This is a genomic window from Pandoraea sp. (genome assembly GCF_041919235.1).
GTDB lineage: Bacteria > Pseudomonadota > Gammaproteobacteria > Burkholderiales > Burkholderiaceae > Pandoraea.
In genome coordinates this window covers 64,855-89,182 of sequence record NZ_JAYRUC010000015.1, presented here as the reverse complement: position 1 = coordinate 89,182, position 24,328 = coordinate 64,855, and the positions used below count along the sequence as shown (strand labels likewise).

Annotated in this window: 18 protein-coding genes and 1 tRNA gene; 4 read left to right on the top strand and 15 right to left on the bottom strand. The window is 63.1% G+C overall.

What is annotated here, in order from left to right; all coding sequences use genetic code 11:
• Window positions 1-56: 56 nt before the first annotated feature.
• From ACE3UG_RS13765 to hrpA, 4 genes are all read right to left on the bottom strand, one after another.
• Window positions 57-896 (bottom strand): competence/damage-inducible protein A, encoded by an 840-nt coding sequence (locus ACE3UG_RS13765; protein ID WP_374624735.1) that lies wholly within the window; start codon window positions 894-896, stop codon window positions 57-59.
• 86 nt (window positions 897-982) lie between these two features.
• The gene (locus ACE3UG_RS13760; protein WP_374624733.1) at window positions 983-1,921 is read right to left on the bottom strand and encodes an EI24 domain-containing protein; all 939 of its coding nucleotides are present in this window, start codon (window positions 1,919-1,921) and stop codon (window positions 983-985) included.
• Window positions 1,922-2,105: 184 nt separating this feature from the next.
• Window positions 2,106-3,101 carry a beta-propeller fold lactonase family protein gene (locus tag ACE3UG_RS13755; RefSeq protein WP_374624731.1) on the bottom strand — a complete coding sequence of 332 codons (996 nt, stop codon included), beginning with the start codon at window positions 3,099-3,101 and terminating at the stop codon, window positions 2,106-2,108.
• A 409-nt stretch (window positions 3,102-3,510) separates the two neighbouring features.
• Window positions 3,511-7,623 (bottom strand): ATP-dependent RNA helicase HrpA, encoded by a 4,113-nt coding sequence (hrpA, locus tag ACE3UG_RS13750; RefSeq protein WP_374624729.1) that lies wholly within the window; start codon window positions 7,621-7,623, stop codon window positions 3,511-3,513.
• 95 nt (window positions 7,624-7,718) lie between these two features.
• On the opposite strand from hrpA, the gene argA reads away from it, so the two are divergent.
• Window positions 7,719-9,068: an amino-acid N-acetyltransferase gene (argA, locus tag ACE3UG_RS13745; protein WP_374624727.1), complete on the top strand. Its 1,350-nt coding sequence runs from the start codon at window positions 7,719-7,721 to the stop codon at window positions 9,066-9,068.
• 180 nt (window positions 9,069-9,248) lie between these two features.
• Complete coding sequence (locus ACE3UG_RS13740; protein WP_374624725.1) at window positions 9,249-9,524, top strand: oxidative damage protection protein; 276 nt, start codon at window positions 9,249-9,251, stop codon at window positions 9,522-9,524.
• 303 nt (window positions 9,525-9,827) lie between these two features.
• Here ACE3UG_RS13740 and ACE3UG_RS13735 read toward each other — a convergent pair whose 3' ends face one another.
• Both ACE3UG_RS13735 and rpiA read right to left on the bottom strand, forming a co-directional pair.
• Window positions 9,828-10,898, bottom strand: a complete 1,071-nt coding sequence (locus ACE3UG_RS13735; RefSeq protein WP_374624723.1) for a serine endopeptidase — start codon at window positions 10,896-10,898, stop codon at window positions 9,828-9,830.
• Between the two features lie 15 nt (window positions 10,899-10,913).
• Window positions 10,914-11,606, bottom strand: a complete 693-nt coding sequence (rpiA, locus tag ACE3UG_RS13730) for a ribose-5-phosphate isomerase RpiA (protein WP_374624721.1) — start codon at window positions 11,604-11,606, stop codon at window positions 10,914-10,916.
• Between the two features lie 126 nt (window positions 11,607-11,732).
• On the opposite strand from rpiA, the gene tal reads away from it, so the two are divergent.
• A complete protein-coding gene (gene tal / locus ACE3UG_RS13725; RefSeq protein WP_374624719.1) occupies window positions 11,733-12,683 on the top strand; it encodes a transaldolase in 951 nt (316 codons plus the stop codon).
• 158 nt (window positions 12,684-12,841) lie between these two features.
• Here the strand turns inward: tal and rlmB are convergent, their stop codons facing one another.
• Together rlmB and rnr are read right to left on the bottom strand one after the other, a co-directional pair.
• On the bottom strand, window positions 12,842-13,627 hold the full coding sequence (rlmB, locus tag ACE3UG_RS13720; RefSeq protein ID WP_374624717.1) for a 23S rRNA (guanosine(2251)-2'-O)-methyltransferase RlmB: 786 nt from the start codon (window positions 13,625-13,627) through the stop codon (window positions 12,842-12,844).
• Window positions 13,628-13,851: 224 nt separating this feature from the next.
• Window positions 13,852-16,419: a ribonuclease R gene (gene rnr, locus ACE3UG_RS13715; protein WP_374624715.1), complete on the bottom strand. Its 2,568-nt coding sequence runs from the start codon at window positions 16,417-16,419 to the stop codon at window positions 13,852-13,854.
• 281 nt (window positions 16,420-16,700) lie between these two features.
• Here rnr and ACE3UG_RS13710 point away from each other — a divergent pair.
• Window positions 16,701-16,785, top strand: a tRNA-Leu gene (locus tag ACE3UG_RS13710).
• A 411-nt stretch (window positions 16,786-17,196) separates the two neighbouring features.
• Here ACE3UG_RS13710 and mhpD read toward each other — a convergent pair.
• The 7 genes from mhpD to ACE3UG_RS13675 all read right to left on the bottom strand — a co-directional run bounded on the left by mhpD (window position 17,197) and on the right by ACE3UG_RS13675 (window position 24,263).
• The gene (mhpD, locus tag ACE3UG_RS13705) at window positions 17,197-17,985 is read right to left on the bottom strand and encodes a 2-keto-4-pentenoate hydratase (RefSeq protein WP_374624713.1); all 789 of its coding nucleotides are present in this window, start codon (window positions 17,983-17,985) and stop codon (window positions 17,197-17,199) included.
• 114 nt (window positions 17,986-18,099) lie between these two features.
• Entirely contained in the window at window positions 18,100-19,374 is a 1,275-nt protein-coding gene (locus ACE3UG_RS13700; RefSeq protein WP_374624711.1) for a Rieske 2Fe-2S domain-containing protein, read from the bottom strand.
• Between the two features lie 26 nt (window positions 19,375-19,400).
• The gene (locus tag ACE3UG_RS13695; protein WP_374624709.1) at window positions 19,401-19,721 is read right to left on the bottom strand and encodes a non-heme iron oxygenase ferredoxin subunit; all 321 of its coding nucleotides are present in this window, start codon (window positions 19,719-19,721) and stop codon (window positions 19,401-19,403) included.
• Window positions 19,722-19,741: 20 nt separating this feature from the next.
• Entirely contained in the window at window positions 19,742-20,902 is a 1,161-nt protein-coding gene (locus ACE3UG_RS13690) for a Rieske 2Fe-2S domain-containing protein (RefSeq protein WP_374624707.1), read from the bottom strand.
• Between the two features lie 341 nt (window positions 20,903-21,243).
• Window positions 21,244-22,035: an alpha/beta fold hydrolase gene (locus tag ACE3UG_RS13685; RefSeq protein WP_374624705.1), complete on the bottom strand. Its 792-nt coding sequence runs from the start codon at window positions 22,033-22,035 to the stop codon at window positions 21,244-21,246.
• Window positions 22,036-22,098: 63 nt separating this feature from the next.
• On the bottom strand, window positions 22,099-23,226 hold the full coding sequence (locus ACE3UG_RS13680) for an NAD(P)/FAD-dependent oxidoreductase (RefSeq protein ID WP_374624703.1): 1,128 nt from the start codon (window positions 23,224-23,226) through the stop codon (window positions 22,099-22,101).
• Complete coding sequence (locus ACE3UG_RS13675; protein WP_374624701.1) at window positions 23,223-24,263, bottom strand: zinc-binding alcohol dehydrogenase family protein; 1,041 nt, start codon at window positions 24,261-24,263, stop codon at window positions 23,223-23,225. The genes ACE3UG_RS13680 and ACE3UG_RS13675 overlap by 4 nt, the downstream gene beginning before the upstream one ends.
• Window positions 24,264-24,328 lie beyond the last annotated feature (65 nt).

Below are 24,328 nucleotides of genomic sequence, written 5' to 3'. Positions count from 1 at the left end.
GGCGCTGGCCCTTCCGCGCGGGCGAGCGCCGTTCCCATTCGGTCGAATTCAGCCCGTCACTTTGCCGACGGCACCGTGCCTTCCGGCAACGCGGCCGCCTCGACCGGATGCACGATCTCGCCGCCCAGCGCCCTCACCCCGGCAAGCAGGCGCTCGAACGCCGCCCCAACCAGCGCGGGATCGCCCTTCACGCCAAGATCGATGTGACGGCGCGCATAGATCTCCCCGCGCTGCGCGTCGCCCACACTGGGCAGGCTGAACACCTTCACACCCCCGTACTCGGCTTCGATGGTCTCCATGAGCGGCGTCAGCGTCGACTCTGCGAGCCCGAACACCAGCACCGATCGCTCGGCGTGCTGGGTCAGGTGATGCAAATCCGCGTAATGCGTGTCGAGCACCCACGCCATCATCGGCCACGCCATGACGGGGAACCCCGGCATGAAGTGATGATGCTCGACCGAGAAACCGGGGATCTTGTTGTACGGGTTCGGCAGCACGCGCGCACCGACCGGAAACTCCCCCATCTTCAGGCGATGGCGGTTGTCGGGCAGGCTCATGTCGGCGCGTCCGTCGGGACTCGTTTCCGCAATACGCGCCATGATGAGCGCCTCGGCCTCCGGTGTGAGGGCGAGTGGGACGTTGAGCGCCGCCGCAGCGCACTGACGCGTGTGATCGTCGGGCGTCGCGCCGATGCCCCCTGTCACGAAAACGATGTCGTCGCTCGCGAACGTGCGTTGAAGCGTCGCGGTGATTCGCGCCGGATCGTCGCCCACATACTCGGCCCAGGCGAGCTGCATGCCGCGCTCGGTGAGCAGTTCGATGAACTTGGGGAGGTGCTTGTCTTGACGGCGCCCGGAGAGGATCTCGTCGCCGATGATGATGATGCCGACCGCCATGATGCTTCCTTTGTTGTCTCGTCAGGGCCTGGGGGAAAGCGCGGCGCCGCCCGGCGGCAGCGCGCAGTGTCAGAATTGTGCCACTTTCACGGCGAACCGTTCGATGGCCCGCTTCCCGGCGCCGGAGGCGTGGGCGCCGGCAAGGCCCGCGGCAGGTCTTCGCTCTCGCGCCAGGGCACGCTCGCTACCGGCAACTCCGTCCCGGCGAGCGTCGGTTCGTGGCGGGCGGCCTCCGCCGCGCGCAACCGCGACAACGCACGCAGGCAATAGTGCGCAAACCACAGCGCAGAGAACACGAAGATCACCACATAGAGCCAGATCGCCAGCAAAGCGATGACCGGGAACAGCACGATCATGATGACGGATGAGACCCACAGCAGCGTTGGCAGCGAACCGAGCAGCCCGGTCGCCACACCGATCACGAGCAGCGGCAGGCGCCGCTCGCGCACGATACGCCGGCGCTCCTCCGCACTCGCGTGATAGGCGAGCGCGTCATACGTCATGACGCGATACGTCAGCCAGCCCCACAACAGCGGTGGCACGATAGCGAAGAATGGCGGCACGAGCCACAGCGGCAGCGTGAGCAGCGCGGCAATGAGAAAGACCAGGGTTGCGCCCAGCGACTGGCCGAGACTGCCCCAGAACGATCCGCCCTGCCGCGCCTCGAGATGAATGAAATGGCGGCGCGAGAGGTGGCGCAACACCGCAGGCATCGACCATCCCGCGATGAGCAGCAGCGCCGTCACGACGATCAATGGGATGAGCAGCGCCACGAGAATGAACGGCGCAAGCGCCATGCGTACGCTGTCCACGCCAAAATAGCCGAAGAAGCGGTAGATCCATTGGGTGAAATGCCACTGCTCGAGCCAGACGCGCAGGAAATCGGTGAACGGCTCCCAGCCAAACCAGATCACGGTGCCCCAGATAAGACCCGAGACGACAAAAGGCATTGCGGTGAGCCACAACATGCGCGGATGCAACAGGCTCACGAGCGCGCGGCCAAGCGCGCGAAGAATATCGTTCATGCAGAGTCGATGCGGTCGATGCCGTCAGTACGAGAAGCGAAATCCATCGAGTTGAGGTCGAAGCGCCAAATCCAGCGCACGCGCGCAGATTTTCGCCCGCACCGCCGCCACGGCGGTGGAGCAACGTCGAGCCGGGCATCGAACACGTTATCGGATCGGGTGCCGCAGCGACGATGCCCCGATGTTACAGCACCGGCGCGCGGTCGAAGAAATAGATGCCGTGCGGCGATCGTCCGACCGGGATGGTGTTGATCAGCTTGCGCTGTGCCAGATCGATGATGCCGACCTTGCGAGCCCAGCGGAACGTGACCCATAGAGTCTTCCGATCGGCCGAGAGTTCCATGTCGTCCGGTCCCGGCAGCAGTCCGGTGATATTGCCGACATTGGTGAGCGAGTCCTGATCGACGATGCTGATGGTGCTCGAGACGCGATTCGAGATCAGCACATGCTTGCCGTCGGCCAGCGACCGGAAGTTGTGCGCGCCCTTGCCGGTCGGGATCGTCTTGATCACCCGCCGATTGCGCCAGTCGACCACGGCCGCATAGTCCGCCCCGGTCATCCCCACGAGCAGATACTTGTCGCCCGGCGTGAGCCACACACCGGCGGGGCTGTCGCCCACCGGCAACGTCCAAAGCACCTTCTGGGTGGCCAGATCGATGGCGGCAATCTCATTGGACTGCTGCAACGAGATGAAAACGAGCTTGCTGTCCTGCGTGAAAACGAGATGGCTCGGCATTTTCTTGAGCGGAATGCGCTGGGCCACACTCAGATTCTTGCCGTCGTAGCGATATACGTCCACGCGGTCCAGGCGCAGGGCGTTGGCGACAAACCACTTCTTGTCCGGCGAGAAACCGATCTGATACGGATCTTCGATGTTCTCGACCTTGCGCTGGATCTGGCCCGTCTTCGGATCGAGGAATACGAGGTTGTTGCCCACCGAGTTCGCCACGATGAGCGACTGATTGTCGGGCGTGGCCATCAGATGATGCGGCTCCTTGCCGACCGGGAACGTCTGGATGACCTTCTGCGTCGCCTTGTCGATCAGGCTGACGCTGGCGTCGGCCGAGTTGAGCACGACGACCACGCTGTCAGGCGTTGTCGCAGCAGCCCACACCGGCCCGAGGAGTGCAGCAAGACCGAAGGAGGCGACGAGGCTGACAGCGATCAGGCGTTTGCGCATTGCATAATCTCTTGGGCGAAAAGGTCGGAAATGGACAGAAAAAGGGCAGAAAAAGCCGACACTGAGGTGGAAACGGGGGCTGAAATGGGGGCGACGCGCGCGGGGACGATGCCTGCGAAAAGTATCGCCATTGTAGGCCGGGAACGCCTCGTGAACGCGGTTCCGGCCTACATTTTTTCATCTGGCGAAACACAATTTCCACACTTTCTGACATAGCGCAAACCGACGCACGGATTGCACGCCCAATGGCGTCCGAAGCCGCCCGCCTTCCGCAGGAGGCCATGGTCAGGCAGGCGGTGCAGCGGTCGCAAAGCGGAACGCCGCTCGTCCCGGCTTCGTCCCGGCTTCGTCCCGGCTACCCCCGGCTCACCCCGGCTCCCCCTGGCTCGTCCGGGCCTCATCCCGTTCGTCAGCGCTGCAACGCTTCCCAGACCTTGTGAAGGCGTTTGACCGACACCGGCATGGGCGTGCGTAGCTCCTGAGCGAAGAGCGAGACACGCAACTCTTCGAGCAGCCAGCGAAACTCATCGAGTCGCGCATCGCCCTGGTCCCGGCGATGCGACGCCGCGCGCTGCCAATTTTGCAGCAATGGCCCCAGTTCGCTCATCGCACGGGCATCGCGTGTCGGATCGGCCTTGAGCTTGTCGATACGCCCGGCCATCGCCTTCAGATAGCGCGGGAAATGCGCCAGTTGCGCGTACGGCGTATCGATCATGAATCGCTTGCCGATGAGCCGTTGCAACTGTGCCGTCAGGTCCGCATACGCTTGTGCAAACGGCTTGGCCTGCGCCAGCTTCTTCTGCAACGCCGCGTACTCGGAGAGAATCTGTCCGGCCAGACGCGCAATTTCCTGCGCCAGCAGCGTAAGACGTCCGCGCCCCTCATCCTTGCGCGCGATGAACGACGCATTGTCGCTGGGCCATGGCAACGCAAGGCACGCACGCTCGAGTGCCAGATCGACGATCTGTGCACGCAACTCCTCTTGCGTTCCCAGATTCATGTATTGCATCGCCATCTGTTGCAGGCCCGGGATGTTCTTCTCCAGATACTTCACCTGCTCACGCAATTCAATCGCGAAGAGCCGGCGCAGGCCCGAGCGATGTTGACGTTGCGCCTCGTCCGGATCGTCGAACACTTCGAGGTCACAGCGATCGCCGCGGTCGACCAGCGCCGGGTAGCCGAACAGCGTCTGGCCGCCGCGACGGATCTCCAGCATTTCCGGCAGTTCGCCAAAGCTCCATGTTGTCAGGTTGTCGTAGCGGCCGGGCTCGGCGCTGGCCGCAGAAGACTTTGCAGGCGCTGCTGGCGTGACCGCCTTCCCCGCGCCGCCGGCCGAAGTACGCGCCGCCTGCGCCGCGCCCGGCAACGCACCGCGCGCTTGCTGCGCGGGCGCGACGCCGCCGGTCGGCGTTGCGCCGCTCTTCGCCGCAATCTGCTGGAACGTGCGCTGCGCCTGCTGACCGAGTTCGGCGCGCAGTTGCGCAAGATTGCGGCCCATGCCGAGTTGGCGGCCGTGCTCGTCGATCACCTTGAAGTTCATCGACAGATGAGCCGGCAGCATTTCGCGCTTGAAGTCGCCGGTTGCCAGCATGACGCCCGTCTGTTCGCGGGCGTCGGCCATGAGCGCGTCGAGCAGCGCGCCCTGCCCGAACGTCGCACGCTCGACAAAGGTCGCCGCGTACTCCGGCAACGGCACGAAGTGACGCCGCAATTTCTGCGGCAGCGACTTCATCAGCAGGTGCGCCTTCTCCTTGAGCATGCCCGGCACCAGCCACTCGCAGCGGCGCGCATCGACCTGATTGAGCGCATAGAGCGGCACGGCGAGCGTTACGCCATCGCGCGGCGAACCCGGCTCGAAGTGATAGGTGAGCGCCATCTCGATACCGGCGATGACCGTCTTCTTCGGAAACAGATCCGTCGTGACGCCCGCCGCTTCGTGACGCATCAGATCATCGCGCACCAGGTAAAGCAGCTTCGGTGTGCCCTTGGCCGCTTCCCGATACCAATGCTCGAAGCTCGCGCCGTCGTGGAGATCCGCGGGTACGTGAGCATCGTAAAACGCATAGATCAACTCGTCGTCGACGAGCACGTCCTGGCGACGCGACTTGTGTTCAAGCTGTTCGATGTCGGCGATCAGCTTGCGATTGTGCGCGTAGAACGGGAGCTTCGTGTCCCATTCGCCTTCCACGAGCGCGCTGCGCAGGAATATCTCACGGGCACGACGCGGATCGCGCGGACCGAAGTTCATCCGGCGGCGCGCATAGATCGTCAGGCCATACAGCGTGCCGCGCTCGTACGCGACGACTTGCGCGGCCTTCTTTTCCCAATGCGCGTCGGAGAGCGACGTCTTCACCAGGTGCTTGCCCGCGCGCTCGATCCATTCCGGTTCGATACGCGCGATGCACCGTGCGTAGAGGCGGCTCGTCTCCACGAGTTCGCCGGCCATGACCCAGCGCCCCGCTTTCTTCACAAGCGCCGAGCCCGGCCAGAGATGGAACTTGATGCCGTGCGCGCCGAGGAAGTGCGGGTCGTCGTCGGCTTTGCAGCCGATATTGCCAAGCAACCCCGCGAGCAGCGACAGATGCAGTTGCTCGTAGGTCGCCTCGGATTCGTTGATACGCCAGCCCTGCTCGCGCACGACCGTGAGCAATTGGCTGTGAACGTCGCGCCATTCGCGCAGGCGCAACTGCGACAGGAAGTTTTCGCGACAGGCCTGCGCCAGGAGTCGGTTGGACTTCTTGTGCGCGATCGCCTCTTCGAACCACCGCCAGATCTTGAGCCATGAGAGAAATTCGGACTTTTCATCGGCAAACTTGCGATGTGCGTTGTCGGCGGCGTCCTGGGCCTCGATGGGCCGATCGCGCGGGTCCTGCACCGCCAGCGCGCTCGCGATAATAAGCACTTCGCGAAGCGCCTGCTGGTCGCGCGCGGCGAGGATCATGCGTCCCACGCGAGGGTCGAGCGGCAGACGTGCCAGTTCGCGCCCGAGCGGCGTGAGCTGGTTGGTGTCGTCGACCGCCCCCAGTTCACCCAGCAACTGATAGCCGTCGGCAACGGCCCGCCCTGGGGGCGGTTCGATGAATGGGAAATCTTCGACTTTCGCGAGCCGCAGCGACTGCATGCGCAGAATGACGGCGGCGAGCGACGAGCGCAGGATCTCCGGATCGGTGAACCGCGCCCGCGCCTGAAAGTCCGCTTCGTCGTACAGCCGGATACACACGCCGTCGGCCACGCGGCCGCAGCGCCCGGCCCGCTGGTTGGCTGCGGCCTGCGAGATCGGTTCGATCTGAAGCTGCTCGACTTTGTTGCGGTAGGAGTAGCGTTTCACGCGCGCCGTGCCCGCGTCGACCACGTAGCGGATGCCCGGCACCGTGAGCGAGGTTTCCGCCACGTTTGTCGCCAGTACGATGCGCCGCGCGTTGGACGGTTTGAACACGCGCTCCTGCTCTGCCGCGGAGAGCCGTGCGAACAGGGGCAGAATCTCGGTGTGCGGCGGATGATGCTTGCGCAACGCCTCGGCTGCGTCGCGAATTTCGCGCTCGCCGGGCAGGAACACAAGCACGTCGCCCGACCCTTCGCGGCAGAGTTCGTCGACGGCATCGACGATGCCGTCCATCAGGTCGCGCTCTCGATCGCGAGCACTCGCGCGGCTGCTCTCACGCCCCTCGGCATTGGCAATGCGCGCGTCGTCCTGTATCGGCCGGTAGCGCACTTCCACCGGATACAAACGGCCACTGACCTCGATGACCGGCGCGGGGCGCAGGTCGTCGCCCTCGCCCGTGCCGAAATGGCGGGCGAAACGATCCGCGTCGATGGTGGCCGACGTGATGATGACTTTCAGATCGGGGCGGCGCGGCAACAACTGCTTCAGGTAGCCGAGCAGGAAATCGATGTTCAGGCTGCGCTCGTGCGCCTCGTCGATGATGATGGTGTCGTACGCGCGCAACAGCGGATCGGTCTGCGTCTCGGCAAGCAGAATGCCGTCGGTCATCAGTTTGACCGACGCGCCATTCGACAGCGTGTCGTTGAAGCGCACCTTGAAGCCGACGATCTCGCCCAGCGGTGTATTCAGCTCGTCTGCGATCCGGCGCGCCGTAGCGGACGCGGCGATCCGCCGCGGCTGCGTGTGCCCGATCAGTCCGGTGCCGCCCGCACCGATACCGCGCCCGAGCGCCAGACAGATTTTGGGAAGCTGCGTGGTCTTGCCCGAGCCTGTCTCGCCGCTCACGATCACGACCTGATGGCCCGCGATGGCGCGTGCGATCTCCTCGCGCCGCCCGGAGACCGGCAGGGCTTCGGGGAAGACAATCTCGGGAACCCGGTTGGCGGCGGCCAGGCGAGCGGCCAGACGTTCGGCCTCGCGCGCGTTGCGCTCGGCCGGCGTCATGCGGCGTGCGCCCGGCGGCTTCGCTGCGCCGCCATGTCCCGCGTTGGCAGCCTTGGCAGGTTGGGAGGGCCCGGCAGCAGGCGCCCGCGTGGACGCGGCGACCGTGGATTGGGTGCGCGTGTGCCCCGGCGCCATCACTTTCGGCTTCGGGGGCTTAGATTGTCGATTTCGTTCGTCACTTGCCATGGGCGCGCATTATATAATCTGCGCATGTTTGCGCACGTACACCCATGCTGACCGAACCCGACCCCGCCCTGCAAGACGAAGAGACCGCCCACCAAGCCCAGTTCGTGGACTGGCTGCGATCGGTCGCCCCTTACATCCATGCGTTTCGCGACAAGACCTTCGTGGTGGCCTTCGGTGGCGAACTCGTTGCGGCCGGCGGACTCGACACCCTGATTCAGGACGTCGCGCTGCTATGCGCCATGGGCATGCACATCGTGCTGGTGCACGGCTCGCGACCGCAGGTCGAAGAGCAAATGCGCCTGCGACACATCGAATCGCACTTCGCCCAACAGTTGCGCATTACCGACGCCGCCGCACTCGAAGCCGTCAAGGAAGCCGCGGGGGAATTGCGCCTGGACATCGAAGCCTCGATCAGCCAGGGCCTGCCGAATACGCCGATGGGCAACGCGCGCATCAGCGTCGTGTCAGGCAACTTCGTCACCGGGCGGCCCGTGGGCATCGTCGACGGCGTCGATTTTCAACACACCGGCGTGGTCCGCAAGGTCGACGCCGAATCGATCCGCCTCTCGCTCGCCAGCGGCAAGATCGTACTGCTCTCGCCGCTAGGCTTCTCGCCCACCGGCCAGTCGTTCAACCTGACGATGGAAGATGTCGCGTCGTCGGCGGCCATTGCCCTGCGGGCCGACAAGCTGATCTTCATCACCGAGACGGCCGGCGTTCTCAACGAATACAACGAGCTGCAGCGCGAACTCACGCTGGAAGACGCCCAACGCCTCCAGTCACAAGGCACGCTCGACCGCGACTCCGCGTTTTATCTGAAATACGCCACTCGCGCCTGCCGGGCAGGCGTCGGGCGCGCCCACATCGTGCCCTTCGCCCTCGACGGCAGCATGCTGCTCGAACTGTTCTCGCACGACGGCGTGGGCACCATGATCTCGTACGAAAACCTCGAGAGCCTGCGCGAAGCCACCATCGACGACGTCGGCGGCATCCTGCAACTCATCGAACCCCTCGAAGCCGACGGCACACTGGTGCGGCGCGGTCGCCACCAACTCGAACGCGATATCGATCATTTCTCAGTCATCGAGCACGATGGGCGCCTCTTCGGATGCGCGGCACTCTATTCCTATCCGTCCGAGCGCATCGGCGAAATGGCCTGCCTGACGGTCGATCCCGAAGCCCAAGGATCCGGCGACGGCGAACGCCTGCTCAAACACATCGAGCAGCGCGCACGCGCTCGTGGCCTGGAACGCCTGTTCGTGCTCACCACGCGCACCGAACACTGGTTCCTCAAACGCGGCTTCGTCAAGGCCGGTGTCGACGATCTACCCGCCGACCGCCGCCGACTCTACAATTGGCAACGCCGCTCACTTGTGCTCATCAAGAAACTATAACCAAGGACCGGCAGGCGGCGCACACTCCCATACCCCCCCATCCCTTGTGCCCCGCCCCCTCCGCCCCCATATCCGGATTTCGGCCGCGTCGCTTCCGCAAGAAGCCCGTCGGTCACTTTGGGTTGACGTCGCCAGCGCGTCATTCATTCACACTACACCAAGCCTACGAAGGAGTTCCCCATGGCTCGCATGGTTCAATGCGTCAAACTCGGCAAAGAAGCCGAAGGTCTCGATTTCCCCCCCATGCCCGGTGACCTGGGCAAGCGCCTCTGGGAAAGCGTCTCGAAGGAAGCCTGGGCCGGCTGGCTCAAGCAACAAACCATGCTCATCAACGAAAACCGACTGAACATGGCCGACCCCCGCGCTCGTCAATACCTCGTCAAACAAACAGAAAAGTACTTCTTCGGAGAAGGCGCCGACGTCGCACAAGGCTATGTGCCGCCTCCGTCTGCTTAATTATTACCCCGTATATCCCGCTTCACCCCGCCTAAACACCTCCCCCCAGACGGATCGGGGCCCCTTTCCGCCACTCAGACATAAACCCCCCTCCCCCCCACACCCACAACCCCCCCCCCCCCCCCACAAAGGGGCCCCGATCCGTCCCCGCATACGCCCCCATCCATCACCCCCACCCTTCCCCCCCTCCTTCCCCCACCCAACCACAAAAATGGGCACGCGACTCGCATCGCATGCCCATTTCCTATTTCCTATTTCTGCTTCCTCACAATCTCAAACCCGCACGCCCCTCCTCACCCCTCCTCACCCCGCCTGCCTCGGCCCGCCCTCAACCTGCGCTCCGCTCGAACGTGCGCCGCAATGGTGACAAAAATGCGCAAAGGCGTTCTTTCGCGCCCCACACCCGCCACACCGGTCAAATAAGCAAATCCCACAATGCACACAAAAGTCCCGCTCTACATCGTCCAGCCTCACCGGCCGCTCACACCCCGGACACACCGACTTCGCCCATCGCGCCTGCGCCAAATCATACGAAAGCGTCTTGCGACGCTCCTCGTCCGGCAACTGCTCCTCCGCCTTTTGTCGCGCCAAATATCGCTGCAATGACACAACGGCATATCGACCAATCAACACCGTCAACCCTATCCCTACGAGATAACGTACGTAACCTCCGTAGTCCGGCAGATACGGCACCAACTCGACAAAGAACGTGAACACCGCAAAGAAGATGAAACCCCACACAAACGGCCACCAGGTGCTCTTTCGCTGACGCACAAACAGCCAGCCAGCAACGACCAACAACGGCAACGTCAACGCAAGCCGAATGCCAAAAACCTTCAACTCCTGCGAACGCGCAATCGCAGCAAGCCGCTCTCCCGCCACCCGATCGAGCGCCTCACGCGCCGCACCGGCCGACTGAACCGCGCGCTGCGCATCCAGCCGCTTCGCCTCCAACGTGTCAATCTGCGTCTGCGCATCACGCTCGGCCGCCTTGAGCCCGTCAAGCGCCTGCGTACGCGCAACGAGCTCCGCATCCTGACTGGCCTGCGCCGTCGCCGTGCGCGTGGCCACCCAATCGTTGAACAACTCTCGCGCATTGCGATACGCTGTAGTGCGCGCCTTCAGTTGCAAACGCGCCGTCTCGAGCTGGCTATCTATGTCCTCTCGCTGCAAGCGCGCCTGCTTGATGGCCGCGTCAGCACGCTCAGCCTGTCCCCGGTCAACGAACGAATCAAGCGTAGGCGCAGGGGCAACCCCCGGCAATCTGTCAACGACCAGCCCGCCAAGACCCATCAGAAACGCCGCAAACAATACGGCGATCAACCACAGGCCACGACGAAACCAGGTTTCGGGTAGACGACGCGATCCAGCCATCCTGCCCTCCCGCGATCAGTTTTTGTAGTCGATGGTACGCACTCCTTCCGGCGTACCCATCAGCGTAATGTCCGCCCCCCGCTGCGCGAAGAGCCCGACCGTGACCACCCCCGGGATCTGGTTGATCCGCGCTTCGAATGCCACCGGGTCCAGTATCTGCAAACCATGGACATCGAGGATCGCGCACCCGTTATCCGTCACGTACGGACTGCCGTCGGCGCGTACACGCGCCTGCGGCTCGCCACCGAGCGCAGCCAGCACGCGCGCCACACTCGCCTGTGCCATGGGAATGACTTCCACCGGCAGCGGGAATACGCCGAGCACAGCGACTTCCTTGGAGGCGTCGACCACGCAAACGAATTCCTTCGCCACGGAGGCAACGATCTTCTCGCGCGTGAGCGCCCCGCCGCCGCCCTTGATCATGTGACCGAGCGCGTTGATTTCGTCGGCCCCGTCAACGTAGACGGGCAGGCTTTCGATCTGGTTGAGGTCGAATACTTCAATACCATGTTTGCGCAAGCGCTCGGTACTGGCTTCGGAACTGGAGACGGCACCCCGGTAGCGACCCTTGTGGGCCGCGAGCGCTTCGATGAAGCAATTGGCGGTGGACCCTGTGCCCACGCCGATCACGCTGCCCTCGGGCACGTGCTGGTTCACATAGTCGGCGGCTGCCTGGCCGACCAAGCGCTTGAGTTCGTCTTGGGTCATGGGATTTCCGGCAAAGTTTGGTAAAGTCGGAAGTTTACCGGAGTCAGGCATGCCGCGCGGTTTTTCGTCGCCCGTGCGCGTCCCGGACTTCATGCCACGCAGTGTATTTCTCGCAAGGGCACGCTCATGAATCAGCTCGATCAGCTCAAACGTCATACCATCGTCGTGGCCGACACCGGCGACTTCCAGGCCATGGACGCCTACAAGCCACAAGACGCCACCACCAATCCCTCGCTGATCCTCGGCGCCGTCCAGAAAGACGCCTACCGCCCCATGCTCACGCGCGTTGTCAGCGAACATCGCACCGACGCCACCGCAGAGATCATCGACCACCTGCTGGTCGCCTTCGGGCGGGCGATTCTCGATATCGTGCCGGGGCGCGTGTCGACCGAAGTGGACGCGCGTCTGTCGTTCGACACGGCCGGCACCGTGGCCCGCGCTCGCAGGCTTATCGCGATGTATGAGGCGCAAGGCATCGAGCGCGACCGCGTGCTCATCAAGATCGCATCGACGTGGGAAGGTATTCGCGCCGCCGAGATTCTCGAGCGCGACAAGATTCGCTGCAACATGACGCTGCTCTTCTCGCTGGTGCAGGCGGCGGCCTGCGCCGAAGCGGGCGCCCGGCTGATTTCGCCGTTCGTCGGGCGGATCTACGATTGGTACAAGAAGTCGGCGGGCGCGAATTGGATCGAGGCTGACCATGCCGGGGAAAACGACCCGGGCGTGCGCTCGGTGGCCGCGATCTATCGCTACTACAAGCACTTCGGCCACGACACGGAAGTCATGGGCGCGAGCTTCCGCTCGACCGGGCAAATTCTGGCACTGGCGGGCTGCGATCTGCTCACGATCAGCCCAGCCCTGCTCGAGCAACTGCGCACGACGCAAGGCGATGTGCACCGCCAGCTCGACGCAAAAGACGCCCGCGCTGCAAGCGTCGAACGCGTGAAAACGGATGAGTCGTCGTTCCGCTTTGCCCTCAACGACGACGCCATGGCAACCGAAAAACTCGCGGAAGGTATCCGCGCGTTCGCCGCCGATGCCGTCAAACTGGAAGGATTGATCGAGGCGGCCCGCTAAGCGAACACGTAAATTTGCCCGGCGCTCTCACGCCGGGCATCACGTTTTTTTCGTTACGCCGCTGTCGTCATGCCGCTGTCGTCACGCCGCTTTCGTTGAGCCTCTCTCGTCACGCCATTTCGTTACGCCATTTCGTTACGCGTTTTCGGCCCACCGTTTCATTTCGCCTTTTGCGTCGCGCCCTTGGCGGCCACGGTGCGCTGGCGCACCGCCTCGTAAAGGCATACGGCGCTGGCCACCGAGACGTTCAGGCTTTCGCAGCCGCCCGCCATTGGAATGCTCATCAGCACATCGCAGTGCTCGCGCACCAGACGGCGCATGCCCTCACCTTCTGCGCCCATGACAATCGCCATCGGTCCGGTGAGTGGGGTGGCGTAGATGTCGGCGGGTGCGTCGTCGGAGGTGCCGACGACCCAGATACCGCGCGCTTGCAATTCGCGCAGCGTGCGCGAGAGATTCGTCACCATGATGTATGGCACGGTTTCGGCTGCGCCGCTGGCGACCTTGGCGGCGGTCGCATTCAGACCGACGGCGCGGTCCTTGGGCGCGATCACGGCGTGAGCGCCTGCCCCATCCGCGACACGCAGGCATGCGCCGAGGTTGTGCGGATCGGTCACACCGTCGAGCACGAGCAGCAGCGGCGGCCCCGAGATGCCGTCGAGGAGTTCGTCGAGGTTCAGCGCCAACGAGACTTCCTGAGCGCGTGCGACGACCCCTTGATGGCGAGACGAACCGGCCATGCCGTCGAGGCGCTTGCCGTCGGCCTGAATGACCTTGATCTTCACGCCCGGTGCGCCCTTGAGCGATTCCACGTACTTCAGAAAGTCGGTCATGCGGCGGTCGCGCCGGCTTGGGTCGTAGTAGATCTCTTCGACGCTGAGCGCATCGTGACGCAAGCGCGCGGTCACGGCGTGGAAGCCGAACAGCAGTTTCAATTGACTCATTTCACATCCTCAAAATAGCGTGCGCCTGCGCGACCCTTCGCAACTGTTGCCGCACAAAGCACGACGGCGGCGGAGCCCGCATGGGCTACCGCCGCCGCAATCCATCGCGGGCGTCAGATGCCGGTCGCTGCCGGCAACAAGGCGCCCATCTTACTGCAAACCGCCCGCAGCTCCCCCAGTCGACGCTGAACCCCGTCGATCACCGGTCGTCTGGCGTGCGCGAATCAACGACGCGGCTTCTTTGTCTGGCCTCCCGGACGCTTCGCCGGCGCCTTGCCGCCAGCTTGTTTGGCAGGCGGCGCAGCGCCGCGCTCGGCACGGGCGGCGTTCACTTTTGCCGATTTCGGCTTGGCGGGATGCTTGCCGGCCGGCGCAGGTTGCACGCCGTTGAGCAGCGCGCCGCCCTTGGGCAATTGGCGAATGCTCGGCCTGGCATTCGCGGAGCCGGCCAGGCCGGGCGCACCTGCGGCCGGCGCCGGTGTCGGCGCTGGCACCGGCGCGCCTCCGCGCTCGGCGCGGCCCGACGTTTTCGCCAGCGTGCGCACGTTCGGTTCGCGTACGAGTCGGAAGTCGATCTTGCGGGCATCGAGGTCCACGCGGCTCACCTGCACGCGAACGCGGTCGGTGAGGCGATAGCGGATGCCGGTGCGTTCGCCGCGCAGTTCGTGGCGGACTTCGTCGAACTGGAAGTAATCGCTGCCCAGTTCCGTGACGTGCACGAGGCCTTCGATAAAGAGATCGTCGAGTTGCACGAAGATGCCGAACGACGTGACGGCGCTGACCGTGCCGCCGTATTCCTCGCCCAGCTTGTCGCGCATGAAGTAGCACTTGAGCCAGGCCTCGACGTCGCGCGAGGCTTCGTCGGCGCGACGTTCGTTGGCGGAGCAATGCAGGCCGAGTTCGTCCCAGACCGCATCGCGCTTCTTGGCACCGACCGACTTCTTGTTCTTCGCGGCGGCGGATTCGTCGTTCTTCTGGAGTTTGCGCGCGTGGGGCGACAGACCGGTCGTCAACTCGACCGTTGCCGGGACTTCCGGCTCGTACTTCTTACCGGCGAGGACGGCCTTGATTGCGCGGTGCGTGAGCAGATCCGGATAGCGGCGAATCGGGCTGGTGAAGTGAGCGTAGGCCGGATAGGCCAGACCGAAGTGGCCGATGTTGTCCGGGCTGTAGACCGCTTGCTGCATCGATCGCAGGAGCATGGTCTGGAGCATGGGCGCATCGGGGCGGGACTCGATCTGCGTCATCAATTCCGAGTAATCGGACGTGGCGGGTTCATCGCCACCGCCGAGCGAGAGCCCGAGGGTTTTGAGGAACGTGCGCAGCACCTGAAGCCGCTCGCCCGACGGTCCGGCGTGAATGCGGTACAGGCCGGGCTGTTTGTGACGCTTGAGAAGATCGGCGGCGCACACGTTGGCCGTGAGCATGCATTCTTCGATGAGACGGTGGGCGTCGTTGCGTGTGCGGGGCAGAATCTGTTCGATCTTGCCTTGCGCGTTGCAGACGATATAGGTCTCGGTCGAATCGAATTCGATGGCTCCGCGAGACTTGCGGGCCTTGGCCAGTACCTTGTAGAGGTCGTACAGATTTTGCAGATGCGGCAGCAGTGCGGCGCGGCGTTGGGCTTCGGCGCCTTTCGTATTACCCAGGACGGCGGCCACTTCCGTGTAGGTCAGGCGTGCGGCCGAGTGGATGACGGCCGGATAGAACTGATAGGCCTTCACTTCGCCGTTCGGCATGACGAGGGCGTCGCACACGAGGACGCAGCGATCCACGTCGGGGTTGAGCGAACACAGGCCGTTCGAGAGCTTCTCCGGGAGCATCGGAATGACGCGTCGCGGGAAGTAGACCGAAGTACTGCGTGTGAGGGCGTCGGCGTCAAGGGGACCGCCGGGGGTGACATAGTGCGACACGTCGGCGATGGCGACGATCAGGCGGAAGCCGTCGGTGCGACCGATCTTGGCGGGTTCGCAGTAGACGGCGTCGTCGAAGTCGCGGGCGTCTTCCCCATCGATGGTGACGAGTGGCACATCGCGCAGGTCGATGCGGTTTCGCAGATCGGGGGCGCGGACTTCGTCGGGAAGCGCGCCGGCGGCGGCGAGCGCTTCGGCGGAGAACTGATGAGGCACGCCGTACTTGCGCACGGCGATTTCGATTTCCATGCCGGGGTCGTCGATATCGCCGAGGATTTCGGAGACACGGCCGATGGGTTGACTATATCGGCTGGGGTAATCGGTGAGTTCGACGGAGACGACCTGCCCGACCTTGGCTTTCCCTTGGGCACGAGGCGGGATGAGGATATCGTGGCCGATGCGTTTATCTTCCGGGGCAACGACCATGACACCGTTTTCGTTGAGCAGGCGGCCGATGACGTGGGTATTGGCGCGGCTCACCACTTCGACGATATGCCCTTCTGGGCGGCCACGGCGATCGTAGCCGGCGATACGCAGGAGGACGCGATCGTTGTTCATCACCTTCTTCATCTCTTCGGTGGAGAGGAAGAGGTCGTCGCCGTCGTCGTCGCGCACGGCGAAGCCGTAGCCGTCGCGGTGGCCGATGACACGGCCGGCGATGAAATTGGAGGGGTGGGTCAGTTGATAGTAGCCACGGCGGTCGAGGCGAATTTGGTCATCGCGCTCCATGGCGGCGAGGCGCTTGAAGAACCCTTCACGTTCCTGCTTTTTGATGGCCAGGGCTTCGGCGATGTCGTTGGCGGACAGTGCGGAGTCGGCGGTGCGCAGGACACCGAGGATTTCTTCGCGGCTCGGGATCGGATAGGGATATTTGCTCAAAGGTCGGTAGCGTTACTGTGCCGGTGGAGTCCGGCCGAGTGGCGCACCATGCGCCCGACGGTCCGTGGTGTTGTGCGATGCCCGCATAGCGGGGGTCGCACGATCAGAGACAATCATACGGCAAACCTTGCGAAAACTGCCACCTATGCGGAATTTGAGCGTGGTGTTGGCGGTGTATGAGAGAAAGCGAAATTTGTTCCGCGCAAGTGTTGACAGTCCCGCACGGCATCAGGATAATCTCATTTCTTCGCAGCGCGCAGGCAGTTGAGCGCGCTGACGGGGCCCAGATGGCGGAATTGGTAGACGCACTAGTTTCAGGTACTAGCGGGTAACACCGTGGAGGTTCGAGTCCTCTTCTGGGCACCAAAAATTTGTTCAAGGCAGTCCAACAAAACCCCGCAAAGCGTAGTCGCCGCGGGGTTTTTTGCGTATATGGCCGATCGTTGCTCCGTTGAAGCGCGTTTCTACGTATGGCGATGAGCGCCACATCGATAGGTCGACCAGACTGGCATGGACTACCATGCCGCTGACTGCCGACAGGTCCGACTGGCCAAACCAGCCGTGACGGCACACTCAAGGGCCGCTGCGGCCTGCCATGCCCTACCAGGCTACGCCCCCCGCCACCTCGATCACCCGGGACGCCGTCTCGGTGAATTCGGCCATGGTCCCCCGCGCGCCAAGCCCAACCGATGTCGCGCGTCGAACACGAAATCGACCTCGCCAAACACCAGCAGGCGGGTGAGTCCGTCGGCGCCAGGTAAGCCGCCTCTGCTCAGGTCATGGCCCGGCGTCGAATGTCGCGCGGACGCTGCCGAGCCCCCCAATCTGCGCAGTGAACGTGCCCGCTTCCTTGACGACCACCATCGGACCAAGCGCACCGGTCATCACGACATCGCCTGCGCGCAGCGGTGTTCCAAGCTGCACCATGCGATCTGCAAGCCAGACGGCTGCGTTGAGCGGATTACCCAGGCACGCACCGCCCTCGCCGCGGGACAGCACCTCGCCGCCGCGCTCCAAGGTCATCGCGCACGCGCCAAGATCCAGTCGCGACAAAGGCACCGGCCGGCTGCCGAGCACAAAAAGCGCGCTCGACGCGTTGTCCGCCACGGTATCGACAAAGCGGATGTCCCAGTTCCGGATGCGGCTGTCGACGACTTCGATCGCCGCCAGTGCGTAAGCACTCGCGCGCAGGATATCGACGAATGTGTGCTTCTCGTCCGTGAGATCGCGATCGAGCACCAACGCGATCTCGGCTTCGACTTTCGGCTGGATCAGCGCCGGAAGCGGCATCGGCTGACCGTCGCCGTATGCCATGCTGGCGAACAGCGTACCGAAGTCAGGCTGGTCCACGCCCAGTTGCTTTTGCACCGCGAGGGATGTGAGGCCAATCTTGCGGCCGACGATGCGCTCGCCGTTCGCGACACGCCTATCGACGTTCGCCTGCTGCACTGCGTATGCCGTCGCGATATCGTCAATCGCGACCTCGCCGCGCACCGGCTCGATCGGCTCGCGCGCTTGTTGCGCATGCCGAAGGCGCGCAGCGATTTGCGCGATTGCGTCGGACATCAGGAACTCTCCTTGTTATACCGTGCCAGGTAGCCCGGCAGCCGATGCAAAGCTGCCGGCTACCTGACGTTCAAACATTGACCGCGAACTGACTCGAACGCCCGAACGCGTCTGCTATTTCACTTCGGTGTACGGGGCCGAACCTTCCTGGAAGTCCACACCGTGCGGCAGCACGACCCCGGCGGACCGCACCTTGTATAGCTCTGCCTGCTTCGCCACCGCGACGTCTCCCGTCGTTTCCAACTCGTCGGAAATGCCAAGCAGCAGGCGCCGGAAGCGCACGATCGCGGCATCACCCGAGCCAAGGTTTTCCAGCGAACGGTTGACGATCGGCCCCATGCTCTCCTGCACGGCGGTGTCCTGCATCCCGATTCCCTCGATGCCGGTCATACTGCGCAGACGCTGCACGTCACGGTCGAGTCCGTAGTCGGCGGCCGCGCCAACAAGCGGCTCGTAGCTACCATCGTCCTTCGTGTCCGAATGCACCGCACCATAGTCCAGCTCGTCTGCGGACAACGGGCGCTCGCCATTCCAGGTCATGGTGAACACCCAGCAGTTGTGGTCGTCGATCGGCGTCCACGAATGCCCCATGACGGTGCCGTCGTTCCTGCTCGGGGCGATCATCGTGTAGAACGGCAGCAGGAACTGCGTGATGCGCCAGTAATACTCGCTCTCCGATGCATTGCGCCGCGCACCAATGGTCATGCCGTGGCGCGTAGGACGCACGAAGAACTTCGGCGCCGTGTCCATTGCCAGGTATGGCACTGCGGACAGCGGAGACACTTGCTTCTGCCGGAAAGGCAAATCTTTCTTGTCCGGATCCAGGAGACTGTGCAGGATGCCAACATGGCTCGAATCGATCCCCCCCTCGACCCCCTGGGCGTAGTTCGTGCGCTGCAAGCGCTTGGTGATATAGCGGTGCGTCGAAGGCACGGTGGCCCACTCCATCAGCGGAGGTTGCGCGGGCTTGTGCGCCGGGTCGCCCATGTACGCCCAGATCACTCCGCCCCACTCGATGATCGGATAGTGCTTGATGCGTGTGTCCTGCAGCATCTGCGAGTTTTCCGGCTCGGCCGGCATTTCGACGATTTTGCCGTCCGTATCGAACTTCCAGCCGTGATACGGGCAACGCAGCCCGCACTGCTCGTTGCGCCCAAAGAACAAATCGACCCGCCGATGCGGGCAGTACCGGTCAAGCAGACCGAGCTTGCCCTCGGTGTCGCGAAAAGCGATCAAATTCTCGCCCAGCAGACGTACGCGCACCGGCGCGCCGTCGGCGCTCAGTTCTTCGGGCAGCAGGAACGGGATCCAGAAGCGGCGAAAGGCCTCGCCCATGGGCGTGCCGGGACCGACCCGACACAGACGCTCGTTATCTTCTCTCGTAAACATGATGTGCTCCTGGGACCTGGATCCCGTTACTCGCCGTACAGACAGTAGACGTCGTCGTTCTCGACCACGACCTCGTACGTCCTGAGCGGTGTGGTGCAGGGTTTCTCTGTGGCTTTCCCCGAGCAAATGTCGAAGGCGCCGCCATGCAATGGGCAATAGACGGTGGTCCCCTCGAGATCGCCGCCCGTCAGCGCGACCATGCCGTGCGTGCACAGGTCGTCGGTCACGTAGATTGAGCCGTTGACCCGGTACACGGCCAGTTCACCGTCGATCCCGCGCGGACAGACCTGGCGCATCGAGCCGTCGCCCATTTCGCTTTTCCGGCACAGAAAAATCTTTTCAGCCATTCCATTCATCTCCCGACCGGTTACATGTGCTCGGGCTTTTGCACGCCCCGCGCATGCTGCTGGCACAGCTCGCGCCATCGGATAATCGGCGCATCGCCTTCGATCAACATCTCGTCCAGCCAGGAACTGTCGTTCCTGTAGTACTTCTGGAGAGCGACACGCGCGGCGATGTCCTGCGCGTTGAAACCCTCAAAGCCAATCGGCTTCCAGCGGGATTGAAATTCGTGCTCGAATGCTGCACGGTCCTCCTCAGACGACACGCGCTTGCCGACGGTCATCACATACAGGTGCTTGTCTGCCGAAACAGGCACATACCATTCGAACTGCGTGATCTCCTGGTCAGGGAAGTTGTCTACGCGCAGCACGCACGGCAGCCAGATCGATGCGGCGGTGGTACGTGTGGGCTTGTCCGACACACGCTTGGTGCCCGTGATGACGGTTTTTCCATCGACCTTCCCTTCCCAGACGCTCACATGGTTGGCGAACAGATCGTAGACCCCCTTCGGCCCCCCCTGCGCATCGATGATTTCCACCTTGGCTGAATCGGACAGGTGACCAATGGGCAGCGAGCGCTGTGTGTTGGACACCAGCTCCGCCGTACGATGGATGTAGACGTGCAGACCGTCGAAGCCGTTCTCTGCCCCCACGCGCCAGTTCGAATCGACGTCGTAGATCGCGCCGTGAACACTCATGTCCTCATCGAGAAAGGTCGGCGGAACATCCTCGGCCAGCGGCGGCACCTTGACGTCATCGTCTCCCACGAAGACAAACACCAACCCCTTCGCTTCCTGCACAGGGTAGGACTTGATCCCGCGTCGCCCGATGGCCTTGCTGTCGGGCGCAGCCAAGATATCGCAGAGCCTGCCGTCATCCCACTTGTAGGTGAAGCCGTGGTACCAGCAGGTGATCGTATCCTTGGTGTAACACTCCACCTTCTCCGAGAATTTCACCCCTCGATGCAGGCAGCGGTCGCGGATCGCCTTTACCTTGCCATCTACCCGCTTCAGGAGAATCTCCTCACCGCACACGGTGACCGACACCACCTGCGCTTCCTCAATATCGCGAGAGAGGTGCACCGGATACCAGTGATTGCGAAAACCAAGCTTGGCTTCCAGGTACTTGCTCCATCGCGGCACACGCTTGAGCAAAGCTTCATCGACGAAACTGTTTTGGGATTCCATGTTCATTCCTGACGATATAAGGATGATTCGTGATTCTTTGTGTACTGTATGCAATGGATCCGTCGAAACGTGGTCCGCATACATCAGTCTCGAAAATAAGTGGCTGATAAATACGCCACAAACGATTTCTTCGAAGGATATGAATGCATGAAACTCATGCATCGGATCGGCAAGACAAAAAAAGCAAAGCGGACCGGAGTCCTTCCCGGTCCGCCTCACGCACCAAGCCCTGCACGACGATCAGAAGTCGTGGCGTATCCCCGTTGCAGCGTCAAGCTGCCGGTTCGTGCCGGATAGTTCCAGGGGGAGCCGCACGCCCACCTGCGCGAAGGGCATGGAAGTCATGGACACATGGCCCGTTGGTGCTTGCCCATGCGTGCTTCCAGCCAGTCGCCAACCTGCTTATTGAAAGACTCGGGTGCCTCGAAATAGGCAGAATGCCCCGCCCTGTCGAGCATTATCCAATCTGCCCCGGGCACTTCCCGCCATGCCTTGCGCATCAATTCCGGGGGAAAAAGCACATCTTCCTCGCCGACCACGAACAGCGTCGGGACGCCGGTCAGCGCCAACGCCTGCGGCCGATAGCGGGTCTGAGTGCCGATAAGCGACGCGACCGTATAGCGGTTGAAACCTGCAATCTGAAGATACAGTTCGCTGAGCGCAGGCTGTGCGGCCCGGAAAGTCGCGCCAAGCACACGTTCGAGTTGGTTGAGGTTGCGCGTTCGCTCCTGTACAGCCGAGAATTCTGCAGCCATCTCGGGCGGCGGATCAAGCCACACAAGCGTATCGGCGAGCACCAGCGCCTCCACACGCTCGGGGAAGCGGCACGTGACGTCAACTGCGGTCCCGCCCCCCATCGACTGGGCAACCAGCGCAACACGCGCGATTCCCAGATGATCAAGCAGCCGGATGAGGTCATCGGTAAAGGCGCTGCGCCCGAGTGACTCCGCATCTGTCGATCGGCCGAATCCACGAGCGTCAAAGGTAATCAACTGGAAACGCTCAGCCCACTGCGCCAACTGGTAGAACCAACTGGCGTGATTGCCGCCAACCCCGTGCAACATGACAATTGGATCGCCGCTGCCGTGGATTTCGTAATAGATGCTACTGCCGCCTGTCTGAAAATATGGCATGGAACTCCTTCGGTCGTGATGCCGGTACGCGGTCCGCTTACAACCACCCCGCGCAGCCGGAAATCATTTGGATCTGAAACGTGACGGTGCATATGGAACGAGAAGCGCATGGCGGCGTCCGAAGACGATCTCATCGGCGATCAGTTGCCCCATCAGCGGGGCCATCGTGACGCCACTCATCATTACCGCCACATAACAATTGGCAATGCCGTCCAGAAAACCCGTAATCGGCTGCGTGTCCTCCGGGATCGGCACACGGCCGTGCGTGACCCGATGGAGCTCAAGTTCCGGCAAACCGGGCAACAATCCACGCGCCTCTGCAAGCAACGCCTTGCCATAAGCCTCGCTCGTGTCGTCGCAAGCTGCATTCGGCGCGTAATCGAGCCCCGCGACGATGCGGCCGTCTGCGTTCTGTTTTACGGAAATTCCTGGGCCGACAAGCGCCGGCAGCGCGCGCCACGGTATGGGCTTACTGTGCGCCAGGCTCCCCGACGCGATCGTATAGGCGACTTCGGCGCCCTGGGTTGCAGCGAGTGCCGCCGTACCTTCACCGGCCGCGAGCACGAGGACTTCAGGCACTGGCAGGCCCTCGACATAGGCATGCGGTAGGCCGCTGCCTGTCGCGCGCACATTGATCTCGCTGACCGTGCGAGTCACAAACGTCACACCGAGCGCGATACAGCGGGCACGCATGATTTTCCACACGTGCGCCGGATCCACCACGCCGTGACGTGTTGAGCAGTAGCCGGCGGCAACCGGTCCCGTCTCCACACCGTCGCAATACGACGCGAAATTCCGGGCGTCGATGCGCTCGACCGCACTGCCCCATTGTGAAAGCCGCGCATACTGTTCGTCCAGATGCCGCGCGGCGTCGCCTCCCGCAGCCCACATCAGCGCGCCTTCCCAACGCACGTCAAGTGCGCCGTCGAATTCGTCATCGAAGCGATGCCATGCGTCGATGGCGTGGCCATACAGCGTATTGAACTCGGGAGGACCGTCAGGCTGCGTGGCAATCAACATTGCAAAGGCACCATCGGTGCAGGGCGAAATACTGTCCCTCTGGTCAAGCACCGTGACATGAGCACCGCGCTGCGCGAGGTGCAGCGCAATCGACATGCCGACGATGCCCGCGCCCACCACCGCGACCGTCTTCGCGCCGTCCGTGTGACGGCAAGGCGTTGTGACGCTCATGACGCGTCTGGGCGCAGGCCGAGTTTGCACAGCAGCCGTCCGGCTTCCAGCGCGCGATGTGCGTCTGCCACGCACGACATCGGAAATACTTCTCCCAACGCCAATAGCGGACGCGTGGCGAGCCATTCCAGCATCGCCTCGGTCGCCGCCGAAAAATAAGGCGTACTCAGATAGTCGGTTGCGGAAAAGAGCTTCAGCGTCCAGGTTTTATCGACGTCGAACGGCTCCAGGGGCGTCTTTCCCGCCACGTAACCATAAAGGATCACTTCGCCGAACGGCTTGACGATCAGCGGATCCCGGTTGATGGTCGGGCCACCCACACCATTGAATGCGAAATCGACACCTTCGCCATCCGTTGCTTTGAGCACCGCCTCGACATAGTCGCAGCCCAATGTATCGATAGCGCGCGTTGCACCGTTCTCCAGACAGAATGCGACTTCTTCGGTCCCCCGGCACAGCGCCGTTATCGCACAACCTAGCGAGGCGGCAATCTGCGTAATCATCGTGCCCATGCCACCTGCCGCGCCATGAATCGCAATGCTGGCGCCCGGCGGCACTTTCGCGAGCGCGTGTACGACAAGGTGAGCAAGACGGAAGTTGACGAGATAAACAAGCCCCTGTTCGAACGCGACGTTATCCGGCAGCTTCACGATATCCGCACCAGGCGCGCGCACGCCATTGTCGGAAACGTGTTCGTGTGGCGATGCGAGCACGTATTCCGCGTAGCAGCCGCCCGCAAGCACCAGTGCCATCACGCGGTCACCCGGCGCGTATCCTTTGACCTCCTCGCCGCACGCCACAACGGTACCGGCGACCTCGCGGCCAGGGAACCAGGGCAGAGGCGTGGCATTGAAATAGGTGCCTTTCCGGGCTTCGGCATCAGCGTAGATCATGCCGGACAGCGCCGTACGGATCAGCACGTCACGTGGCCCGACCGAAGGGACCGGACGATCGACAACGCGCAGATTCTCTGGCGGACCAACTTCGTCGAGGCGCACCGCGCGCATCATCGACGGCAGAGCTTCGTCGTATTTCATGGTAACGGAATCCAGATATTGCAGTGAGTTGGAACGGGATGCGTCATGGCCGGGTGCGACCTCGC

Bases quoted from the DNA above. Each gene is read 5' to 3' on its own strand.
- ACE3UG_RS13700 (WP_374624711.1), bottom strand. From the start codon at position 19,374: ATGTTTACGAGAGAAGATAACGAGCGTCTGTGTCGGGTCGGTCCCGGC.
- ACE3UG_RS13680 (WP_374624703.1), bottom strand. From the start codon at position 23,226: ATGAGCGTCACAACGCCTTGCCGTCACACGGACGGCGCGAAGACGGTC.
- tal (WP_374624719.1), top strand. From the start codon at position 11,733: ATGAATCAGCTCGATCAGCTCAAACGTCATACCATCGTCGTGGCCGAC.
- ACE3UG_RS13685 (WP_374624705.1), bottom strand. From the start codon at position 22,035: ATGCCATATTTTCAGACAGGCGGCAGTAGCATCTATTACGAAATCCAC.
- ACE3UG_RS13675 (WP_374624701.1), bottom strand. From the start codon at position 24,263: ATGAAATACGACGAAGCTCTGCCGTCGATGATGCGCGCGGTGCGCCTC.
- ACE3UG_RS13760 (WP_374624733.1), bottom strand. From the start codon at position 1,921: ATGAACGATATTCTTCGCGCGCTTGGCCGCGCGCTCGTGAGCCTGTTG.
- rpiA (WP_374624721.1), bottom strand. From the start codon at position 11,606: ATGACCCAAGACGAACTCAAGCGCTTGGTCGGCCAGGCAGCCGCCGAC.
- argA (WP_374624727.1), top strand. From the start codon at position 7,719: ATGCTGACCGAACCCGACCCCGCCCTGCAAGACGAAGAGACCGCCCAC.
- rlmB (WP_374624717.1), bottom strand. From the start codon at position 13,627: ATGAGTCAATTGAAACTGCTGTTCGGCTTCCACGCCGTGACCGCGCGC.
- ACE3UG_RS13755 (WP_374624731.1), bottom strand. From the start codon at position 3,101: ATGCGCAAACGCCTGATCGCTGTCAGCCTCGTCGCCTCCTTCGGTCTT.
- ACE3UG_RS13740 (WP_374624725.1), top strand. From the start codon at position 9,249: ATGGCTCGCATGGTTCAATGCGTCAAACTCGGCAAAGAAGCCGAAGGT.
- ACE3UG_RS13765 (WP_374624735.1), bottom strand. From the start codon at position 896: ATGGCGGTCGGCATCATCATCATCGGCGACGAGATCCTCTCCGGGCGC.
- hrpA (WP_374624729.1), bottom strand. From the start codon at position 7,623: ATGGCGCCGGGGCACACGCGCACCCAATCCACGGTCGCCGCGTCCACG.
- mhpD (WP_374624713.1), bottom strand. From the start codon at position 17,985: ATGTCCGACGCAATCGCGCAAATCGCTGCGCGCCTTCGGCATGCGCAA.
- ACE3UG_RS13690 (WP_374624707.1), bottom strand. From the start codon at position 20,902: ATGGAATCCCAAAACAGTTTCGTCGATGAAGCTTTGCTCAAGCGTGTG.
- ACE3UG_RS13735 (WP_374624723.1), bottom strand. From the start codon at position 10,898: ATGGCTGGATCGCGTCGTCTACCCGAAACCTGGTTTCGTCGTGGCCTG.
- ACE3UG_RS13695 (WP_374624709.1), bottom strand. From the start codon at position 19,721: ATGGCTGAAAAGATTTTTCTGTGCCGGAAAAGCGAAATGGGCGACGGC.